Origin of the sequence: Pseudoalteromonas sp. N1230-9, assembly GCF_032716425.1 — a bacterium.
Taxonomy (GTDB): domain Bacteria; phylum Pseudomonadota; class Gammaproteobacteria; order Enterobacterales; family Alteromonadaceae; genus Pseudoalteromonas.
The window spans coordinates 3,267,605-3,285,495 of record NZ_CP090419.1 but is presented as its reverse complement, the minus strand read 5'-3'; the positions used below and the strand labels follow the sequence as shown (position 1 = coordinate 3,285,495).

Genomic DNA, 17,891 nt, shown 5'->3' with positions numbered 1-17,891 from the left:
ATGGTTTCTCAAGAGCTCGATTATTTTCGCGCTATCATTCAAGCGAACATGGAGCCGCTTGCAAAAGTCACTGAGGTCAGCGAAATGGCTGATCTTAGTGCACGGCTAGGCAACCATGTGTGGCTAAAGCGTGAAGACCAACAACCGGTTTATTCATTTAAACTTCGTGGTGCTTTTCATAAACTGAGCAAGTTGCCAAAAGGTTCTGATGTGATCACAGCCTCAGCGGGTAACCATGCGCAAGGCGTGGCACTCAGTGCCTCATTTTTAGGGCATAAAGCAACGATTGTGATGCCAGTTACAACACCAGAAATTAAAGTGAATGCAGTGCGTTCACTCGGTGGTGAAGTGGTATTACACGGCCATCATTTTGATGCAGCAAAAGCCCATGCTTTAGAGCTGACAGAGCAGCGTAACGGGGTATTTGTGCCACCGTTTGATGATCCCGATGTCATTGTTGGCCAAGGTACCGTTGCCCGTGAATTAATGCAGCAATTGAACGACCTTGATGCTGTATTTATTCCTGTTGGCGGTGGTGGCTTACTTGCAGGTATGGCGGTGTACATTAAGTCGTTACGTCCTGATATTAAAGTCATTGGTGTTGAAGCTGACGAGAGTGCCTGCTTAAAAGCAGCACTTGAAGCAGGCAAGCCTGTTGAGCTTGACCGTGTTGGCAGTTTTGCTGATGGTGTCGCAGTAAAAATCATTGGTACTGAGACGTTTCGATTAGCACAAAAGTTTTGTGATGAAGTCGTTACTGTTACAGGCGATGAAATCTGCGCCGCAATGCAAGATATCTTTGTTTCGACTCGTGCGATAGCAGAACCTTCAGGTGCGCTATCTACAGCAGGGCTGAAAAAGTGGTGCCAACAAAATAGTGTAAAAGGCTTAAACGTGGCTGCGATTTTATCGGGTGCGAACTTAAACTTTGACCGCTTACGCTATGTTGCTGAGCGAACGGCGCTAGGTGAAAAGAACGAAGCACTCCTTGCTGTGACGATTAAAGAAGAGAAGGGCAGCTTTAAGCAGTTTTGTAACTCGTTAGGTGGCAGAGCTATCACCGAGTTTAATTACCGTTATGCAGGCCCAGGCGAAGCACAAATTTTTGTTGGTATCGCGTTAAGGCAAGGCCAACAAGAGCTCGATGAATTAAAAGCAGCACTGACAGAAAACGACTATACATTTTGCGATCTATCAGATAACGAGCTGGCTAAATTGCATATTCGTTATATGGTGGGTGGTAAAGCGCCAGCCCAACTTCATGAGCGTTTACTTCGCTTTGAGTTTCCTGAGTATCCAGGCGCATTGGCGCGATTCTTAGATACTCTTGGTAGTAATTGGAATATCACTTTATTCCATTATCGTAATCATGGTGGATCGATTGGTAATGTGCTGGCGGCCTTTGCGATTGAACCGAATGATTATGAGGTATTCAATGAGCATTTGAACCGTTTGGGATACAACGTTCAAGATGAAACGAACAACCCATGTTTCACTCAGTTCTTAACCAGCCAAGGTCAAGAACTTAGTGAAGTTAAAGCGGCAAATCAGTAGCTAAGTATCATCAAGACTGCTAATGTGCAGTCTTGATTTTCTCTCTATTTTTCCTATAGTTAATGCACGGTTTCAAGCAAGGATGATGCGTGCAAGGTATAAAAAGCCTACTAGGGTTAGTCTGTCTAATGCTCTCTATGAGCGCACAGTGCGCTGATAAAGTTAGCCTACAACTAAAATGGACTCACCAGTTTCAGTTTACAGGCTATTATATGGCTGCAAAAAAAGGCTTTTATAAGGAAGCGGGCCTTGATGTTTCCATTATACCTGCCGATCCGAATGCGCCAGATACCTTCCCTAAAGTATTAAGCGGTGAAGCCGACTTCGCCATTACTCACTCAGGCATATTACATAAGCGCAAACAAGGCGCACCGGTTGTTGCCCTTGGAGCCATACTGCAGTTTTCACCTTACTGCTGGATGGTAAAAAATAACTCAGATATTTTTCAGCCCAGAGACTTTGCCGATAAGAAGCTAAGTAAAATCGGCTCAGTTGAAAACGCTGAGTTGTTAGTGATGTTGCAACGTGCAGGGCTTGATCAACAAAGTTTAATAGCTGCAAGCCATGAAGGGGGCATTGAACAGTGGCTTGCCGGTGACTTAGATGCGGTGCAAGTTTATGTCACCAATGAGCCATACACGATGACATTACAAGGAGTGGGTCACCGACTCATTTGTCCACAAAAGTTTGGCTTGAATGTTTATGGCGATATTTTATATACCAGCGAAGCGATGGTAGAAAAAAATCCAGATATAGTTGAGCGCTTTTATCATGCAAGTATTAAAGGCTGGCGTTACGCGTTATTGCATTTAGAAGAGAGTATTGCTGTAACTAAACACGATTATGCTACTCATAAAAGCTTACAAGAGCTTGCTTATGAAGCAAATGTATTAACGAGTTATATTAAGCCGCCAGGAGTAAATCTTGGCAGTATGTCGATGGCAAAGTGGCGCTTAATTGCTGATCTATATGGTCTAGATCAAACCGAGTTTGACCGCGCGTTTAAACACTTTATGTATCAACATCAAGACGATGGCGGCTTTGAATTATCTTGGATGCTTATTCTAGCTATTGTACTGAGTATTTTATGCATCCCTCTTTATATCCGTTTAATCAGCAGTGGTAGGCGTTAAAGGGTGAAAAACTGTTATAATCACTTTTATTTTTTGTCGTTTAGAAGTTATGACGCTTGCTCAGCAATTTATTGCCTTAGATACGCTGCTTTTTAAAACTCGCCAATACTGGCAATGCACCGCCTTCGATTTTGATGATCTTCCTTGGCCTGAACTAGCTAACTTACTATGGACGCTGGATGACCAACAAGTCAGCGAGCTTGATGCCGATCAGCCTGCTTTATATCGCTATTTTGCTGAGGCAATTGAGGGTATCGACCAGTTGGCTCTGTTATGTGAATTGCCAGCTATCAGTTCTGCACGTAGTGAATTTCCGTTTTGGATAAGTAATGGCATCAAAGGTCGTAAATTTGAGCAGCTACAAGACTTTGTTGCAGCGATTAGTCAGCAGTCATTAAACCAGCCTGTTTTAGAGTGGTGTGCAGGTAAAGGGCATTTAGGTCGTATGCTGGCATTTAATGGCGCGCCCAGTGTACATAGTATTGAGCTGCAACAGCACTTATGTGACCAAGGCCTACACAGTGCTACACAACAGCACTTGGCGATGCAGTTTTCACAAGCAGATGTATTAACCGACAACACAGACGGCTTTTTTGAAAGCCAACAGCATGCTGTAGCTTTACATGCTTGTGGTCGTTTGCATCAAACATTTATGCAGCAAGCAAGCAAAGCGAAAACCCAGCAAATCAGCTTTTCACCATGTTGTTATCATTTATTCACAGATAACGCTTATCAGGCAATGAGCGAGCCTGCAAAACAAAGTCAGCTTGCGCTTACTCATCGCGATTTAAAACTGGCGCTGCAAGAAACGGTAACGGCACCGAGTCGCGTAGATAAGGTCAGAAAAACAGAGGTTGAATGGCGTCTTGGGTTTGATGCGTTACGTAAATCAATCACTGGTGAATTACACTATGTGAGTGTGCCGTCAGTGAACAAAGCAATCTTCTCCGATTCTTTTGAATCATTTTGTTTATGGGCAGCTGAGAAAAAATCATTATCTCTACCTGAAGGTATTGATTACAATAAGTTTTTAGAAATAGGCAAAAAGCGCAAAAGGGTCACCGAGCGAGTTGAACTCGTCCGACATGTGTTCAGAAGGGCAATTGAAGTTTGGCTCGTGCTCGATCGTGCTTTATATTTGCAACAACAAGGATATCAAGTAACGGTGAGCACGTTTTGTGAGAAACAACTGACACCAAGGAATATCTTGATCCAAGCTAATTATTAAAAACCGTAAAGAGGCGCAATGAGAAAGTTAAAAAATTTATTCGAAAATAATAGACGTTGGGCAGCACGTACGAGCGAAAATGACCCTGAGTTTTTTAAAATTCTATCAATGCAGCAAAATCCAGAGTACTTATGGATCGGTTGTTCTGACTCGCGTGTACCTGCAAACGAAATCGTAGACTTGTTGCCGGGTGAGTTATTTGTTCACCGTAACGTAGCAAATGTGGTTGTTCATACCGATCATAACTGCCTTTCAGTGATGCAATACGCTGTTGAAGTACTAAAAGTGAAGCACATCATGGTTGTTGGTCACTATGGCTGTGGTGGTGTACAAGCGGTATTAAACGAAGCACGTTTTGGCTTAATCGATAACTGGCTACGCCATGTAGGTGATGTAAAAGAAAAACACATCGAACAACTCAATGCATTACCTGAGCAAGAGCGTTTAAACAGTTTGATCGAATTAAACGTTATTGAACAAGTACGTAACGTGTGCCGTACCAACATTGTGCAAGACGCTTGGGCGAAAGGCCAAGAGTTAACAATTCATGGTTGGGTGTATGGCTTAGCGAATGGTCACCTTAATGATCTTGAGTCGGTTGTGACCTGTGCGGAAGAAGCAAGTGATACTTATGGCACGGCTGTTAAGCGTGTATTTGAACGTATTGCTGAAAAAAGCTAATACCGAAGTAGATTGAAAAAAGGAGAGCTAATTCGCTCTCCTTTTTTATTGTTCGTCTTGTTTACTAGCAAGTTGCTGCTCAAGTAAAGCCACTTTTTCTTCAAGCTCAGTGAGTTTTTCACGAGTACGAATAAGTACTTGGCTTTGAATATCAAACTCATCACGGCTTACAAAGTCCATCTCAGCAAGTTTGTTTTGAATAGCTTGCTTGGTTTTGCCTTCGACTGTTTCGGCAAGGTTTTTCACGCCTTGTGGCATGTTATCAGTAATTTGCTTAGCGATTTCTTCAAGTTTTGCTGGGTTGATCATCTTCGTCCCTTGAGTCACGTAAAAAAACAATCTTACCTTATTGGCTAGGCGTAGTGTAGTGATTACGGTAAAATTGCCCGTCCTGTCTTTGGATAATTTCTTTAGGGGCTTATGAAACTCAACCCAAAACAAGATGAAGCGGTAAAGTATATCAGTGGACCGTGTCTGGTATTAGCCGGTGCGGGATCTGGTAAAACGCGTGTTATTACTAATAAAATCGCTTACTTAGTACAAAAGTGTGAGTATCAAGCACGCAATATTGCGGCGGTAACCTTTACCAATAAAGCCGCAAAAGAAATGCGTGAGCGTGTAACGCAAACACTGGGTAAACAAGAGTCGAAAGGCTTATGGGTTTCAACGTTTCATACCCTTGGGCTTGAGATCATCAAAAAAGAATTAACGACGCTAGGCTTTAAACCTGGATTCTCACTATTTGATGATCAAGATACCAACCAGTTATTAGCCGAGCTGACCGAAGAAGAACTTAAAAAAGACAAAGATCTACTCAATCTACTGAAGATGCAAATAGGTAGCTGGAAGAACGAGTTGATTCTACCAGAGCGTGCCGTTCGCGAAGCCCGTGAGCCACAAAAAGCCTTGTTTGCTCAGCTGTATGCGCGTTATCAAAATCAATTACGTGCTTACAACGCCCTAGATTTTGATGATCTGATCATGATCCCTACTTTGTTGCTAGGCCAAAATGCCACTGCGCGTGAGCGTTGGCAACAGCGTTTTCGTTACTTGCTGGTGGATGAGTATCAAGATACTAATACCAGTCAGTATCAACTGGTTAAGCTATTGGTGGGTGAACGCGCTCGTTTTACCGTGGTAGGCGATGACGACCAATCAATTTACTCTTGGCGCGGTGCTAAGCCTCAAAACCTTGTGCTATTGAGTAAAGATTTTCCGGGCTTACGTTTAATTAAGCTTGAACAAAATTACCGAAGTGCTGGGCGAATTCTTAAAGCGGCGAATATTTTGATTGCCAACAACCCTCACGAGTTTGATAAGAAACTATTCAGTGAGCTTGGTTATGGTGAGCCTATCAAAGTAATTGGCTGTCGTGATGAAGAGCATGAATCTGAACGAGTGGTGGCAGAGATCATTTCTCATAAATTCATGAAACGCACCAGCTATAAAGATTACGCGATTTTATACCGTGGTAACCATCAAGCCCGGGTGTTTGAAAAAGCACTTATGAGCAACCGCATTCCCTATAAAATCAGCGGCGGCATGTCGTTTTTCTCGCGTTCAGAAATTAAAGATATCATGGCGTATTTACGCCTATTGGTGAACCAAGATGACGACAATGCCTTTTTACGTATTGTAAATACGCCACGTCGTGAAATTGGTACGGTGACACTGGAAAAGCTAGGTACGCTTGCTAATGAAAAGCATATCAGCTTATTTGCTGCCTGTTTTGAGCCTGAGCTTGCGCACCGATTAAAAGGCCGTGGCTTTAATGCCTTAGCTGGCTTTGCTCGCTGGGTGGTTGAGCTTTCTGATAATGCGGTACGGGGCGATACCCTTGAAGCTGTAAAAGAGTTAGTTAGGCAAATTAACTACGAAGCATACCTATATGAATCATCACCGAGTGCAAAAGCCGCTGAAATGCGCATGAAGAATGTTTCAGAGCTTTATCGTTGGATCACTGACATGCTAACAGGGGATGCAGACAATCCACCGCTGAACCTTGCTGAGGTGGTCAGTAAACTGACCCTGCGCGATATGCTTGAGCGCAACGAAGAAGAAGATGAATCTGATGCGGTACAATTACTGACGCTACATGCTTCAAAAGGTTTGGAGTATCCGTATGTGTTCATGGTTGGTATGGAAGAGGGTTTATTACCGCACCAAGTAAGTATTGATGAAGATAACGTTGAAGAGGAGCGTCGTCTTGCTTATGTAGGTATCACGCGTGCTCAGCAAGAGCTGGTAATGACCTATGCTAAGTTACGCCGTCAATTTGGTGAAACTTCAGATACTGAGCTCAGTCGCTTTGTGCAAGAGTTACCACAAGATGATTTAGCCTTCGAAGCGAAAAAACCACCGTCTTCACAGGCTGAGCGCATGGAAAAAGGCCAAGCCCGTGTAGCTAATCTAAGAGCTATGCTTAAGAAGTAATACTTTGTACTGTTTGTGAAAAAGGACTAAAAGGGGCTAGGGCGTGTTGTTTGCCTATAAACAAGGATAGACCGTGCTTATCTAACAAAGTGCGATAGTTAAAAATCGATGGCCCCTTGGCGATTACCTGAATATTTTGGATATTCGTAATGGCCAACACGCCTTGCAATTGAAGGTGATAATTATCTTGTTGGAGCACACGTTTACTAAAGGTAGAACTAAGTAGTAAGTAATCAAAGTTAAACTCAGTCAGTAAATTAAGCTCACATCTGTCTTTTGCGAACTCGTTTAGTCCTACTGAAAACCCTTGTTCAATTAAACTTTTTAAGTTTTCAATTTGTACCGCAGATGCGTAACGGATCTCTTGTTCATTAAACAGTAAACACATTCTTTGTGCATTGTTTGCCTTTAGTAACTGGCGTAACGATTGAAAATTAATACGTTCTAATACTAACCCTGAGCATGGGAAGAGTACTTTTTGTAAGTTAGCATTATGGGCTAATTCGAACGCTTGCTTCAATAAGCTAAGCTCCACTTCGAAATGTTGAACTCTATCAGTTGCAAACTTTTTCAATACTTCAAAACTAGTACTGCCAAGCACTGGGTGTTCACCAAATGCTTCCAATAATGATTCAGCTCTAGACTCCTCGTTGAGCGTAATGATTTCAGCGCTTCTAAAATGCATTGGCAGGTCATCAAGATGATGCATACTCTCGGTTTCGTGTTGAGAGGTGGTAGCATTCAATAAAGGATGGAAGCACTCAAAACGGTTACGCCCTGCATTTTTTGCATAATACATTGCAGCATCTGCATCACGAATAATTTCATCGGTATGTTTATAACTTGCTTTTGAATAAGTAATACCAATACTTGCGCCACTTTGAACGCACTGACCTTTCATGCAAAAAGGCTTTTTCATTATCTCAATAATACGTTTTGCAACATCTTCTGCTTGCTGTCTTTCGGTTAAATGATTTAACAGTACCACAAACTCATCACCGCCTAAGCGAGCTAATAAGTCGTGCTCTCTTATACAATGTGAGAAAGACTCGGCAACACCAATTAAAAATTGATCCCCTGCTTGGTGACCAAGTTGATCATTTATATCTTTAAATTTATCTAAATCAATAAATAAAACCGCAAATTGTTGCTCAGGATAACGTTGATAATGTTGTAATGTTTTTTCAAGTTGAGTTAAGAATAAGCTACGGTTGGGCAAGCTGGTTAGTGAGTCATGATGTGCATCATGATATAGCTGTTGCTCTATTTTTTTACGCTCTTCAATTTGCATTTGTAAATGCATATTTGCTTGGCGGAGCTCTTTCGTTTTTTCTGTAACTCGTTGTTCAAGTTTTTGGTGGCTCAGCTTTAACTCTTGGCTTGCTAAATGAGCCTGAATTACGCTTGCTATTTGATGTGATACAAAAGTAATTAATTCGCAATCATCTTGGCTAAATTCATGTTTATTACAATAAGCTTGGCAAACAATAAGACCAATGACCCCTTGTGACGTTTTTAGTGGTGCGCCTAACCAACTGGTTGCTCTTCTTTGTGGTGGGACATCGATAGGGCGTTCAATGACGCCTAGTTTTATTAAATCTTTTGCTCTTTGCTCATCTATCACTTGGCACTTTTCTGTACTAAGTACTAATTCACTGTAGCCTTTGGCGAAAGGCCTAGGTTTTGCGTTGTCATTAAATTCATCTACGCAATAGGGAAAGCTTAACCAATTAGTTGTTTGATCATACAAGGCAATGTATAGGTTATCGGCATAGGTGATGGTTTTAATAATTTCATGCACATGGGCATAGACGTCTTCAACGTTTTTACTCAAAGTTGCCAGCTCTGAGATTTTGAATAAAATTTGTTGGCGATCGAGTGCTTTTTTACGTTGTAAAATTTCATCATTTAAAGCTTGGTTACTTTGCGTCAGTGCACGGGTGCGAATTTTTACTTCAGACTCAAGTAACTCGCGTTTTTTCACGCGTTCGATTGCTGTTGCAAGGTAAAGCGACATGACTTCTAGTAGTTCTATTTGCTGCTCTGTATAGATTTGTGCCTTGTCATAACTTTGCGCGACCATGACACCAATGATGGCTTTCTCACGGTAAACGGGTACGCCCACCCAATGCTCTGCTGGCGTGCCGTATGCTTTAAACAACCCCTTCTCAACGGCTTCTTGTGTTTGCTGTTTAGAAAAATAGCTTGTTTTGCCGTGCTTAAATACGTACCCAGTTAAACCATCTTTGAAGAAATGTTCATATTTTAGAGGAACAGACAGGCCATCTTTTTCATCGGCAAAATAAGAAAGTTCAAGGTTATCTGTAACAGGGTTATTTAGTACGACATAAAAGCTTTTACTGGGTATAAAGTCTTGAAGAATATTATGAATAGCAGGGTAGAGCAGGGTTAATTCGGCAACAGTACTTGCTTGCTCTGAAAGTTGTAGTAGAGCATGCTGCAAGTGATGTGATTGCTTATATTTCTTTATAAGCGATTTTAAGCGAGCATTTTTATGGGCTAGCTTTTCAATGTGTGTTGCTGAATCTTCCAATGATTTAGAGCCAGTTATTATTTTTGTTTATTTATTGTTCTCTATAGTTCCACTTTTTTCGTAGATCGTCAAGTAGATGATGGTCTCTATTAGTCGTGAAGATATGCGATTATAGGTACGAATTGCTTGGGTTTGAGAGGAGTTAAAGAGCAAAAAAAAGGGCTTAACAGAGTTAAGCCCTTCGTCGTTATTTATTTAGCAATTATTTGCTAGTCATAAAGTCGATTGCTGCACTGATTTCTTCATCAGAACAGTCCATACATGTACCTTTCGGCGGCATGGCATTGAAACCATTGATTGCGTGATCTAATAAGGTATCTTTACCTTTGGCAATTCGAGGAGCCCAGTCATCTGCTGATTTAGGTGCGCCAAGAGCACCTGTGCCGTGACATGCAAAACATGCGGCTTGATAAACTTGTTCACCAGAACGTGGACCTGTTGGCTCAGCAGCAGCAGCCGCTTTATCACCTTCTAGATATACAGAACCAATTGGCGCTAGACGCTTTTTAATGGCATCTTCAGTCAAAGAGTTGTCATATGCTTGCGCATATGCCGTTGTTGCTAGCAGTAATAATGCAGCTGATAGTTTTTTCATTTTGCCTTGCTCACTTCGATTTGAACGTGATCAATCACGATATATATGACGGAAATTAGAACGATTATAACGCTAAGCCACAATTTATAAAATGATCTGAAAGGCTTTTTCTTTATAAAAAGCGTCATTTTTTGCGTTAGCGCAATAAAAATTAGCTGCTTAAATAGCGCACTATGCTAATTCGAGTACTTTTTTAACGAGTTTTTGAATCCCTGCATCAGCATCTAATAAGCTCTGCGCTAACATATAGGCGGGTGTGGTAACGACTTTATGTTGCTCATCAATAACAATATCTTCAACAGCACACGCTTGGTGATCGCCGCCTAGCTTTTCGATGGCTGAGGCTGTGTCTGCATCATTACCAATGGTTGTTTTAACACCTTGACCGTAAATAAGAGGTAGCATAGCGGGCGCAATACACATATAACCTGCGGCTTTATTAGCTTTAACAAAATCTGTACAAGCTTTTAGTATGTCATTTTGTACCTGAGCTTCAGGGCCTTTTACTGCAAAGTCAGATAGGTTTTTAGCGGCACCAAAGCCACCTGGGACAATTAACGCATCAAATTCACTTACCTTTAACTCTGTAATTGCTTTTATATTACCACGAGCTATGCGAGCAGCTTCCACTAACACATTACGATTAGGTGCCATTTCTTCTCCGGTTAAATGGTTGATTGTGTGTAGTTGGTCAATATCGGGTGCAAAGCATTGATAAGATGCACCTGCTTTTGCAATGTGCAACAGGGTAAGTACTGCTTCGTTAATCTCTGCGCCATCATAAACACCGCAACCAGCTAAAATAACAGCCACTTTTTTCATTTGATATCTCTCCTTAATGCAACTGGGTTTAGTGTAGCAAGTATCTAAGTAAGACCACAAAATAAAATAATTTTGTCGTTAAAATGCTCGCAACATACGATGAATCGCTGTTTATGCCTTTTCATAAAATACTAACGTTAAAAAAAGTATAAAGGATCGCTATGATCTTTGATCCATTGTGCTAGAATATTCCTCCGGTTATGGAAAGGGACGTTATATTCGTTGTCGAATAGACACAGGACGTGAATAGATAAAACCGTTTTCCACATTGGTTAAAATAATAAAAAAAGAACCTCGTATTATCTTTTTTAAATAAAAACATGAGCTTATATAAAATTCCTAAGTGTAAATCTACTTCGGGAGGATTGATTGTGGGTTTTATCTACAAAGTTATCCACAGCTTGCTATTATAGAAACCGTTATTGGTTAATAATTCACAGTCGTTTTCTTCATAGCCTTATGGCATGCTTACAGACAATTTAATGTTATTCAATTAGGATCCAATTTCACCATGGCTCAGATCCCTGAAAATCCACTTGTTCTTGTTGATGGTTCTTCTTATTTATTCCGTGCATATCATTCGCCACCACACCTTACTAACTCAAAAGGTGAAGCGACAGGCGCAATCTATGGCGTAGTTAATATGCTGAAAAGTTTGATCAAACAATATGATCCATCACACATGGTGGTAGTGTTCGATGCCAAAGGTAAAACCTTTAGAAATGACATGTACAGCGAATATAAAGCCAACCGTCCGCCAATGCCGGATGACTTACGCACACAGATCGCACCACTGCATAACATTATTAAAGCAATGGGTTTTCCACTTATTAGTATTGAAGGTGTTGAAGCGGATGATGTGATTGGTACTTTTGCACGTATTGCCTCTGAACAACAGCGTCATGTGCTGATATCGACGGGCGATAAAGATATGGCGCAGCTTGTTAATGAGCACGTAACGCTTATTAACACGATGACCGATAGCATTTCAGATCCAGAAACCGTGGTTGAGAAATTTGGTGTGGGGCCTGAGCTGATCATTGATTACCTTGCCTTAATGGGCGACAAAGTCGATAACATTCCAGGTGTTGATGGTTGTGGTCCAAAAACTGCGGTGAAATGGCTACAAAAATATGGATCATTACAAGGGGTGATTGATCATGCTAGTGAAATCAAAGGCAAGATTGGTGAAAAGCTTGATGCAGCACTTGATCATCTACCACTTAGCTATGAATTAGCGACGATTAAATGTGATGTTGAGGTTGAATCGGAGCTTGAAAATTTCAAACTACAAGAGCCTAATCGTGATGAACTGATTGCACTCTACGGCGAATGTGAATTCCGCCGTTGGTTGGCAGAATTACTGGATAACCCTAAAGACGCTGACACGCATTTAGATGTGCCAACAGAAGCTAACGAACTACCAAAAGTCGCTGATGCACACTACGAGACAATCTTAACTGAAGAGCAACTTGATACTTTAGTAAAGCAATTAAATGACGCTGAACTTTTTGCTTTTGATACTGAAACAACCAGCCTTGACTATATGCAAGCGCAATTGGTTGGCATGAGCTTTGCGGTTAAAGCGGGTGAAGCTGCGTACATTCCAGTTGCTCACGATTACCCTGATGCGCCTGAGCAATTAAGCTTAGATACGGTTATGGCAAAAATTGGCCCAATCCTCGCGGATGAAAACAAAGCCAAAGTCGGACAAAACTTAAAATACGATAAAAGCGTATTAGCTAACGCCGGCTTTGAATTAAACGGTATTAAGTTCGACACTATGTTGGAGTCGTATGTTTTTAATAGTGTGGGTAGCCGTCATGATATGGACTCATTGGCACTTAAATACCTAGGCCATAAAAATATCAGCTTTGAAGATATCGCAGGCAAAGGTAAAAAACAGTTAACGTTTAATCAAATTGAGCTAGAAAAAGCGGCGCCGTATGCCGCAGAAGATGCTGATATAACACTTCGTCTTCACCAAGTGTTATGGCCAAAAATTGATGCTGACAGCCAATTAAAATCAGTCTTCGAAGAGATTGAGTTACCACTCGTTTCTGTGCTATCTGATATTGAACGTACCGGTGTAGCGATTGATAGTAATATGCTTGCTGCTCATAGCCAACGTTTAGGCGAACGCCTCTTAGAGCTTGAGCAAGAAGCTTATGATATGGCAGGTGAAAAGTTTAACTTAGGCTCACCTAAGCAACTGCAAGCAATTTTGTTTGAAAAACTAGAACTTCCTGTTATTAAGAAAACACCAAAAGGCGCGCCTTCAACAGCAGAAGAAGTATTACAAGAGCTTGCTCATGACTATCCGTTACCTAAGGTGATTATCGAACACCGTGGTTTATCTAAACTTAAATCAACCTACACAGATAAACTACCGCTAATGGTTAATGAACGCACGAAGCGAGTACATACCTCTTACCATCAAGCAGTAACAGCAACAGGGCGCTTAAGCTCAACGGATCCTAATTTGCAGAATATTCCAATTCGTTCGGAAGAGGGGCGTCGTATTCGTGAAGCCTTTGTTGCTGCAAAGGGTCATAAGATAGTGGCTGCGGATTACAGCCAAATTGAATTACGTATCATGGCGCATTTATCACAAGATAAAGGCCTACTTAGCGCGTTTGCTAATGGTTTAGATGTACACAGTGCAACGGCTGCAGAAGTCTTTGGGGTAAATCTTGAAGACGTAACCAGCGATATGCGCCGTAAAGCTAAGGCAGTTAACTTCGGTTTAATTTACGGTATGTCGGCATTTGGCTTATCACGTCAATTAGATGTGCCACGTCATGAAGCACAGCATTATATCGATAAATACTTTGAGCGTTTCCCTGGTGTGCTTGAGTACATGGAAACAACCCGTGAAAAAGCAGCTGATAAAGGCTATGTAGAGACTATTTTTGGTCGCCGATTACATTTACCAGAAATCAACGCAAGAAACGGAGCTCGTCGTAAAGCGGCAGAACGCGCTGCTATCAATGCACCAATGCAAGGTACCGCTGCTGATATCATCAAAAAAGCGATGCTGAAAGTTCACCAGTGGGTGAACGCACAAGCTGAAGGTTCTGTTAAATTACTTATGCAAGTACACGATGAATTAGTGTTTGAAATTAAAGAAGAATCTGTGGACGACTATAAAGCAGAAATTTGTAAGCTAATGTCTGAAGCCGCCACGCTTGATGTACCACTGATTGTTGAAGCCGACAGTGGTGACAACTGGCAACAAGCTCACTAATCGCTGAATTAGGAGCCGCGAGTATAAAATACAAGTGGCTCTGTAGGATTAAAATGTAGTCGCGGGTTTATCCCGCGCTTTCATTTTTATAGATTGCGCGATACACAATCGCTCCTCCCACCTTACGCCGACTTACAGCTACAAGATTGCTCGCGTAAAAAATTAAGTACTTCACGGCAAAACCTTTCATTTATAAAGGACGAGTTACTTACGCCATAAGTTGAATAACCCATAATGTAAAATGACTTTTTTTGTAAAATTAAAGTTAACAAGAAAAGACCGTTTTATCGATTCGTTATATGTTTATCAATTCGTGTTTTTTAGTACCAGATTTAATTTATTTTTAACTGAGTATTTGCTAAAGTCCGCGCCGTCCTCATCCTGTAGGACATCCTGTTGATGATGCATCTGAAAAGGTGCAACGTATTGATAGCTTCTCCCCAGTTTGCTATAACGACTCACTCCTTGTTGAGTGAGTCGCTTTTTCTTTTCTTATCATACAATTCATTGCACAAATTAACCTAGATGGTACCATCAAAAGTGATTCTTATTTACTTTCGAAGGAATGCGTTATGTTTAAATCTATGGCAATTGCTGCCTTTTCATTATCGAGTTTATTAGTTGCCCCTTTAGCCAGCGCAAACTGGCAAGTTAATAATGAGCAAAGCAAAGTGAGCTTTGTCTCTATCAAGAAGAATTCAATCGCTGAAGCGCACCATTTTAAAAAGCTGTCAGGAGGCTTGAACGAGCAAGGCCAATTAAAATTAATGATTGATCTGACGTCTGTGGAAACTCTCATTCCAATTCGTAACGAGCGCATGACTAAATTACTGTTTGAAACACATGAATTTCCAAACGCAATTTTAACGGCAGATCTCAGTAAAACACTAGCAACCCTTAAACCAGGCCAGCATGTACTTAAAGGTTTAAAGGCTGAATTAGACTTTCATGGGAACAAGAAAGAGTTAACGATTGATGTACTTGCCAACATGTCACCGAAAGGCGATGTAACCGTATCATCTCTTACGCCAGTTATTATTAATGCAAGCGATTTTAAAGTAACAGAAGGCATTAGCGAATTACAAAAGCTAGCGGGTTTACCATCCATTGCAACAGCTGTCCCTGTTACCTTTTCACTCACGCTTGATAAAGAAAAGTAATGCAATCACTTGCTGAGTTAGAAGCCGCCCTTCAGACACCTGATAAACCGTTTGATCAATGGCAGCCACAAAGTTGTGGGGAAGTGCCAATAACGATTGATGCGCAAGGGCGGTGGTTTTATGCTGGCAGTGAAATAAAACGCGAGGCAATGGTTAAACTTTTTGCCTCCGTGCTTTGCAAAGAAGCTGACAGCTACTTTTTAAAAACGCCTGTTGAGAAAATGGCTATCGCAGTCGATGATGTCCCGTTTATTATTGTTGATTGGCGTTTTGAAGAGACTGAACAAGGTCGTGCGCTTTGCTGTGTTGATAAATTACAGCGCAACTGGCTAGTCTCTGAAAAACAGCCATTAGAGCTACGTGAATTTGCTGGGGTGAGTATACCTTACTTACAATTGGCCCATGGATTGGCTGCAAGGGTATCGAGAAAGGTTTATTATCAGTGGGCGGAAATAGCCTGCTCAGACGAGCAGGGCTATTATATCGAATCGTTAGCCAAGCGTTATTACTTGGCTTAAGAGGTTACGCTTCAGGTGTTTCGTCAGACTCAGGCGCGTGTACTTCAATTGGTCCTAAAAACCACTCATCTAGCTTTTTAGCAACTTCAGGTAAGCCTGTGCCTTTTAATGAAGAGAAGGCATGGACTGTAATATCACCCTCTAAGCTACTTAACTCACGGCGAACGTGCAAAACTTGTGCTTTACGCGCACCTTGTTTGAGTTTGTCGCACTTGGTTAATAGTGCCAGCACTGGAATTTCGCTGCCCACAGCCCAGTCAATTAAGTCACGGTCTAAATCTTTTAACGGATGGCGAATATCCATCAAAACAACGATACCTTTTAAGCTTTGACGCTTTTGTAAGTATTCACCTAGCGACTTTTGCCATTTCTTCTTCATTTCGATAGGAACTTTAGCGAAACCATAGCCTGGTAAATCGATAAGGCGTTTATCGGCATCAAGTTCAAACGTATTGATCAACTGAGTACGACCTGGTGTTTTAGATGTACGTGCTAATTTTTGATCTGTTAAGGTATTAAGGGCACTGGATTTACCCGCATTCGAACGACCAGCAAACGCGACTTCAATCCCCGTATCAGCAGGTAAGCGTGAGATATCAGGTGCGCTGGTAACAAAGGACGCAGTATTATATTTGATACGAGATTTGAGCACAGGCTCTCCTAGTCTTTTAAAAATAATGGTAGTCAGTGGCCTAAATCCACTTAAGGCACGTATTTTATACTATTAAAGCAGCATTCAAAAGCGTATTTAGGGGTGCTAAGCTGGCTTTGAATGAGGAAAATTTCTAGGTAGAAACTTAATCTAAGTCAAATCCCTATAAATTATGAGCTTAATGTGGGCAGAAAACGTGCCAGAGAATTTATTATCGTGTAGAATATAGAAATCACAACATCCATATTGTAGATGATACAGGGTCGGAAACAGAGAATTCACCATGAAAAAAATAGCACTATCTTTAACTATATTGCTTGGTACGTTGTCAGCAAGCAACGCAACAGCATTTGATGGCGATGTAAACGCAGGTAAAGAGAAATCGGCAACGTGTGCGGCTTGTCACGGCCCAGACGGTAATGCACCGGTTACTATCTACCCTAAAATTGCAGGCCAACACGCAGATTATATCTATAAACAATTACAAGAGTTTAAATTAGGTATGACATCTGGCGGCAAAGAAGGTCGTATGGATCCAGTAATGAGTGGCATGGCAATGCCGCTTAGCGATCAAGACATGAAAGACCTAGCAGCTTACTTCTCTTCTTTAAATATGTCTGAAGGTACAACACCTAAAGATGTAGTTGAAGTGGGTCAACAGCTTTTCAAAGCAGGCGATGCTGAGCGTGGTATCCCTTCATGTGCAGCATGTCACGGTCCTCGTGGTAATGGTACATCACTTGCGAAGTTCCCGAAAATTTCGTTTCAGCATCCTGAATACATTAAGTCGCAACTTGAAAAGTTCCGTGATGGTACGCGCAATAACGACCTAAATGGCATGATGCAAGACATTGCTAAAAAACTAACAGATGAAGACATCGAAGTACTTTCAAAATACCTAGGTGGCTTACACTAAAGTCTGATTGCGAGCTATATTGTTTCGCACTAAAATTTATTTAGTTTGATAAAAGCAGCGTAAGCTGCTTTTTTTATCTACATCCTGTGTCGAAATATCCTACTCTTGTGTGAGACATTGACCATACCTTGGTGTGAGCTAAGTCTTATTTTTATTTTATCTTTAAATGTAACTTATTGTTATTGAATGAAATGAGCTTGTTTCAATATCTTCAATGTAAGAAAAGTTATATAAATTAGTTGTAACAAAATTATTAATAAGTAAATTAACCACTGTCGCTGAAACAATAGAACAACATGGACAATGTTAATAAGGAAAGTAACTGCGGCGAATCTTTAGGGGTAGACACTGGTTAGGTGTCCTAAAGGAAATAACAAAAAAGTGTCAGGATTGACCGA

14 protein-coding genes are annotated in these 17,891 nt (G+C 41.2%); 9 read left to right on the top strand and 5 right to left on the bottom strand.

The genetic code is table 11. The features are described from left to right. From ilvA to can, 4 genes are all read left to right on the top strand, one after another. Nucleotides 1–1,554: a threonine ammonia-lyase, biosynthetic gene (ilvA, locus tag LY624_RS15390; RefSeq protein WP_341803404.1), complete on the top strand. Its 1,554-nt coding sequence runs from the start codon at nt 1–3 to the stop codon at nt 1,552–1,554. A 128-nt stretch (nt 1,555–1,682) separates the two neighbouring features. Beyond that, entirely contained in the window at nt 1,683–2,687 is a 1,005-nt protein-coding gene (locus LY624_RS15385) for an ABC transporter substrate-binding protein (protein ID WP_341804415.1), read from the top strand. Nucleotides 2,688–2,736: 49 nt separating this feature from the next. Continuing rightward, nucleotides 2,737–3,915 (top strand): methyltransferase, encoded by a 1,179-nt coding sequence (locus LY624_RS15380; protein ID WP_341803403.1) that lies wholly within the window; start codon nt 2,737–2,739, stop codon nt 3,913–3,915. 18 nt (nt 3,916–3,933) lie between these two features. Then, nucleotides 3,934–4,596 (top strand): carbonate dehydratase, encoded by a 663-nt coding sequence (gene can / locus LY624_RS15375; RefSeq protein ID WP_341803402.1) that lies wholly within the window; start codon nt 3,934–3,936, stop codon nt 4,594–4,596. 45 nt (nt 4,597–4,641) lie between these two features. Here can and ubiK read toward each other — a convergent pair whose 3' ends face one another. Then, nucleotides 4,642–4,905: a ubiquinone biosynthesis accessory factor UbiK gene (gene ubiK / locus LY624_RS15370; RefSeq protein WP_054561163.1), complete on the bottom strand. Its 264-nt coding sequence runs from the start codon at nt 4,903–4,905 to the stop codon at nt 4,642–4,644. Between the two features lie 111 nt (nt 4,906–5,016). On the opposite strand from ubiK, the gene rep reads away from it, so the two are divergent. Further along, entirely contained in the window at nt 5,017–7,029 is a 2,013-nt protein-coding gene (gene rep / locus LY624_RS15365; RefSeq protein WP_054561162.1) for a DNA helicase Rep, read from the top strand. Here rep and LY624_RS15360 read toward each other — a convergent pair. The 3 genes from LY624_RS15360 to elbB all read right to left on the bottom strand — a co-directional run bounded on the left by LY624_RS15360 (nt 7,019) and on the right by elbB (nt 11,000). Next, the gene (locus LY624_RS15360; protein ID WP_341803401.1) at nt 7,019–9,583 is read right to left on the bottom strand and encodes a diguanylate cyclase domain-containing protein; all 2,565 of its coding nucleotides are present in this window, start codon (nt 9,581–9,583) and stop codon (nt 7,019–7,021) included. The genes rep and LY624_RS15360 overlap by 11 nt on opposite strands. Before the next feature lie 202 nt (nt 9,584–9,785). After that, nucleotides 9,786–10,178 (bottom strand): c-type cytochrome, encoded by a 393-nt coding sequence (locus LY624_RS15355; RefSeq protein ID WP_062568504.1) that lies wholly within the window; start codon nt 10,176–10,178, stop codon nt 9,786–9,788. A gap of 171 nt (nt 10,179–10,349) precedes the next feature. Then, nucleotides 10,350–11,000 (bottom strand): isoprenoid biosynthesis glyoxalase ElbB, encoded by a 651-nt coding sequence (gene elbB, locus LY624_RS15350; protein ID WP_341803400.1) that lies wholly within the window; start codon nt 10,998–11,000, stop codon nt 10,350–10,352. A 511-nt stretch (nt 11,001–11,511) separates the two neighbouring features. Here elbB and polA point away from each other — a divergent pair. From polA to LY624_RS15335, 3 genes are all read left to right on the top strand, one after another. Further along, on the top strand, nt 11,512–14,247 hold the full coding sequence (gene polA / locus LY624_RS15345) for a DNA polymerase I (protein ID WP_341803399.1): 2,736 nt from the start codon (nt 11,512–11,514) through the stop codon (nt 14,245–14,247). A 572-nt stretch (nt 14,248–14,819) separates the two neighbouring features. Then, nucleotides 14,820–15,407 carry a YceI family protein gene (locus LY624_RS15340; protein ID WP_062568508.1) on the top strand — a complete coding sequence of 196 codons (588 nt, stop codon included), beginning with the start codon at nt 14,820–14,822 and terminating at the stop codon, nt 15,405–15,407. Then, the gene (locus tag LY624_RS15335; protein WP_341803398.1) at nt 15,407–15,925 is read left to right on the top strand and encodes a DUF1285 domain-containing protein; all 519 of its coding nucleotides are present in this window, start codon (nt 15,407–15,409) and stop codon (nt 15,923–15,925) included. Before LY624_RS15340 ends, LY624_RS15335 begins: the two co-directional genes overlap by 1 nt. A 4-nt stretch (nt 15,926–15,929) precedes the next feature. Here the strand turns inward: LY624_RS15335 and yihA are convergent, their stop codons facing one another. Further along, on the bottom strand, nt 15,930–16,577 hold the full coding sequence (yihA, locus tag LY624_RS15330; RefSeq protein WP_130149281.1) for a ribosome biogenesis GTP-binding protein YihA/YsxC: 648 nt from the start codon (nt 16,575–16,577) through the stop codon (nt 15,930–15,932). A gap of 283 nt (nt 16,578–16,860) precedes the next feature. On the opposite strand from yihA, the gene LY624_RS15325 reads away from it, so the two are divergent. After that, nucleotides 16,861–17,493, top strand: a complete 633-nt coding sequence (locus tag LY624_RS15325; protein WP_130149282.1) for a c-type cytochrome — start codon at nt 16,861–16,863, stop codon at nt 17,491–17,493. Nucleotides 17,494–17,891: the final 398 nt, after the last annotated feature.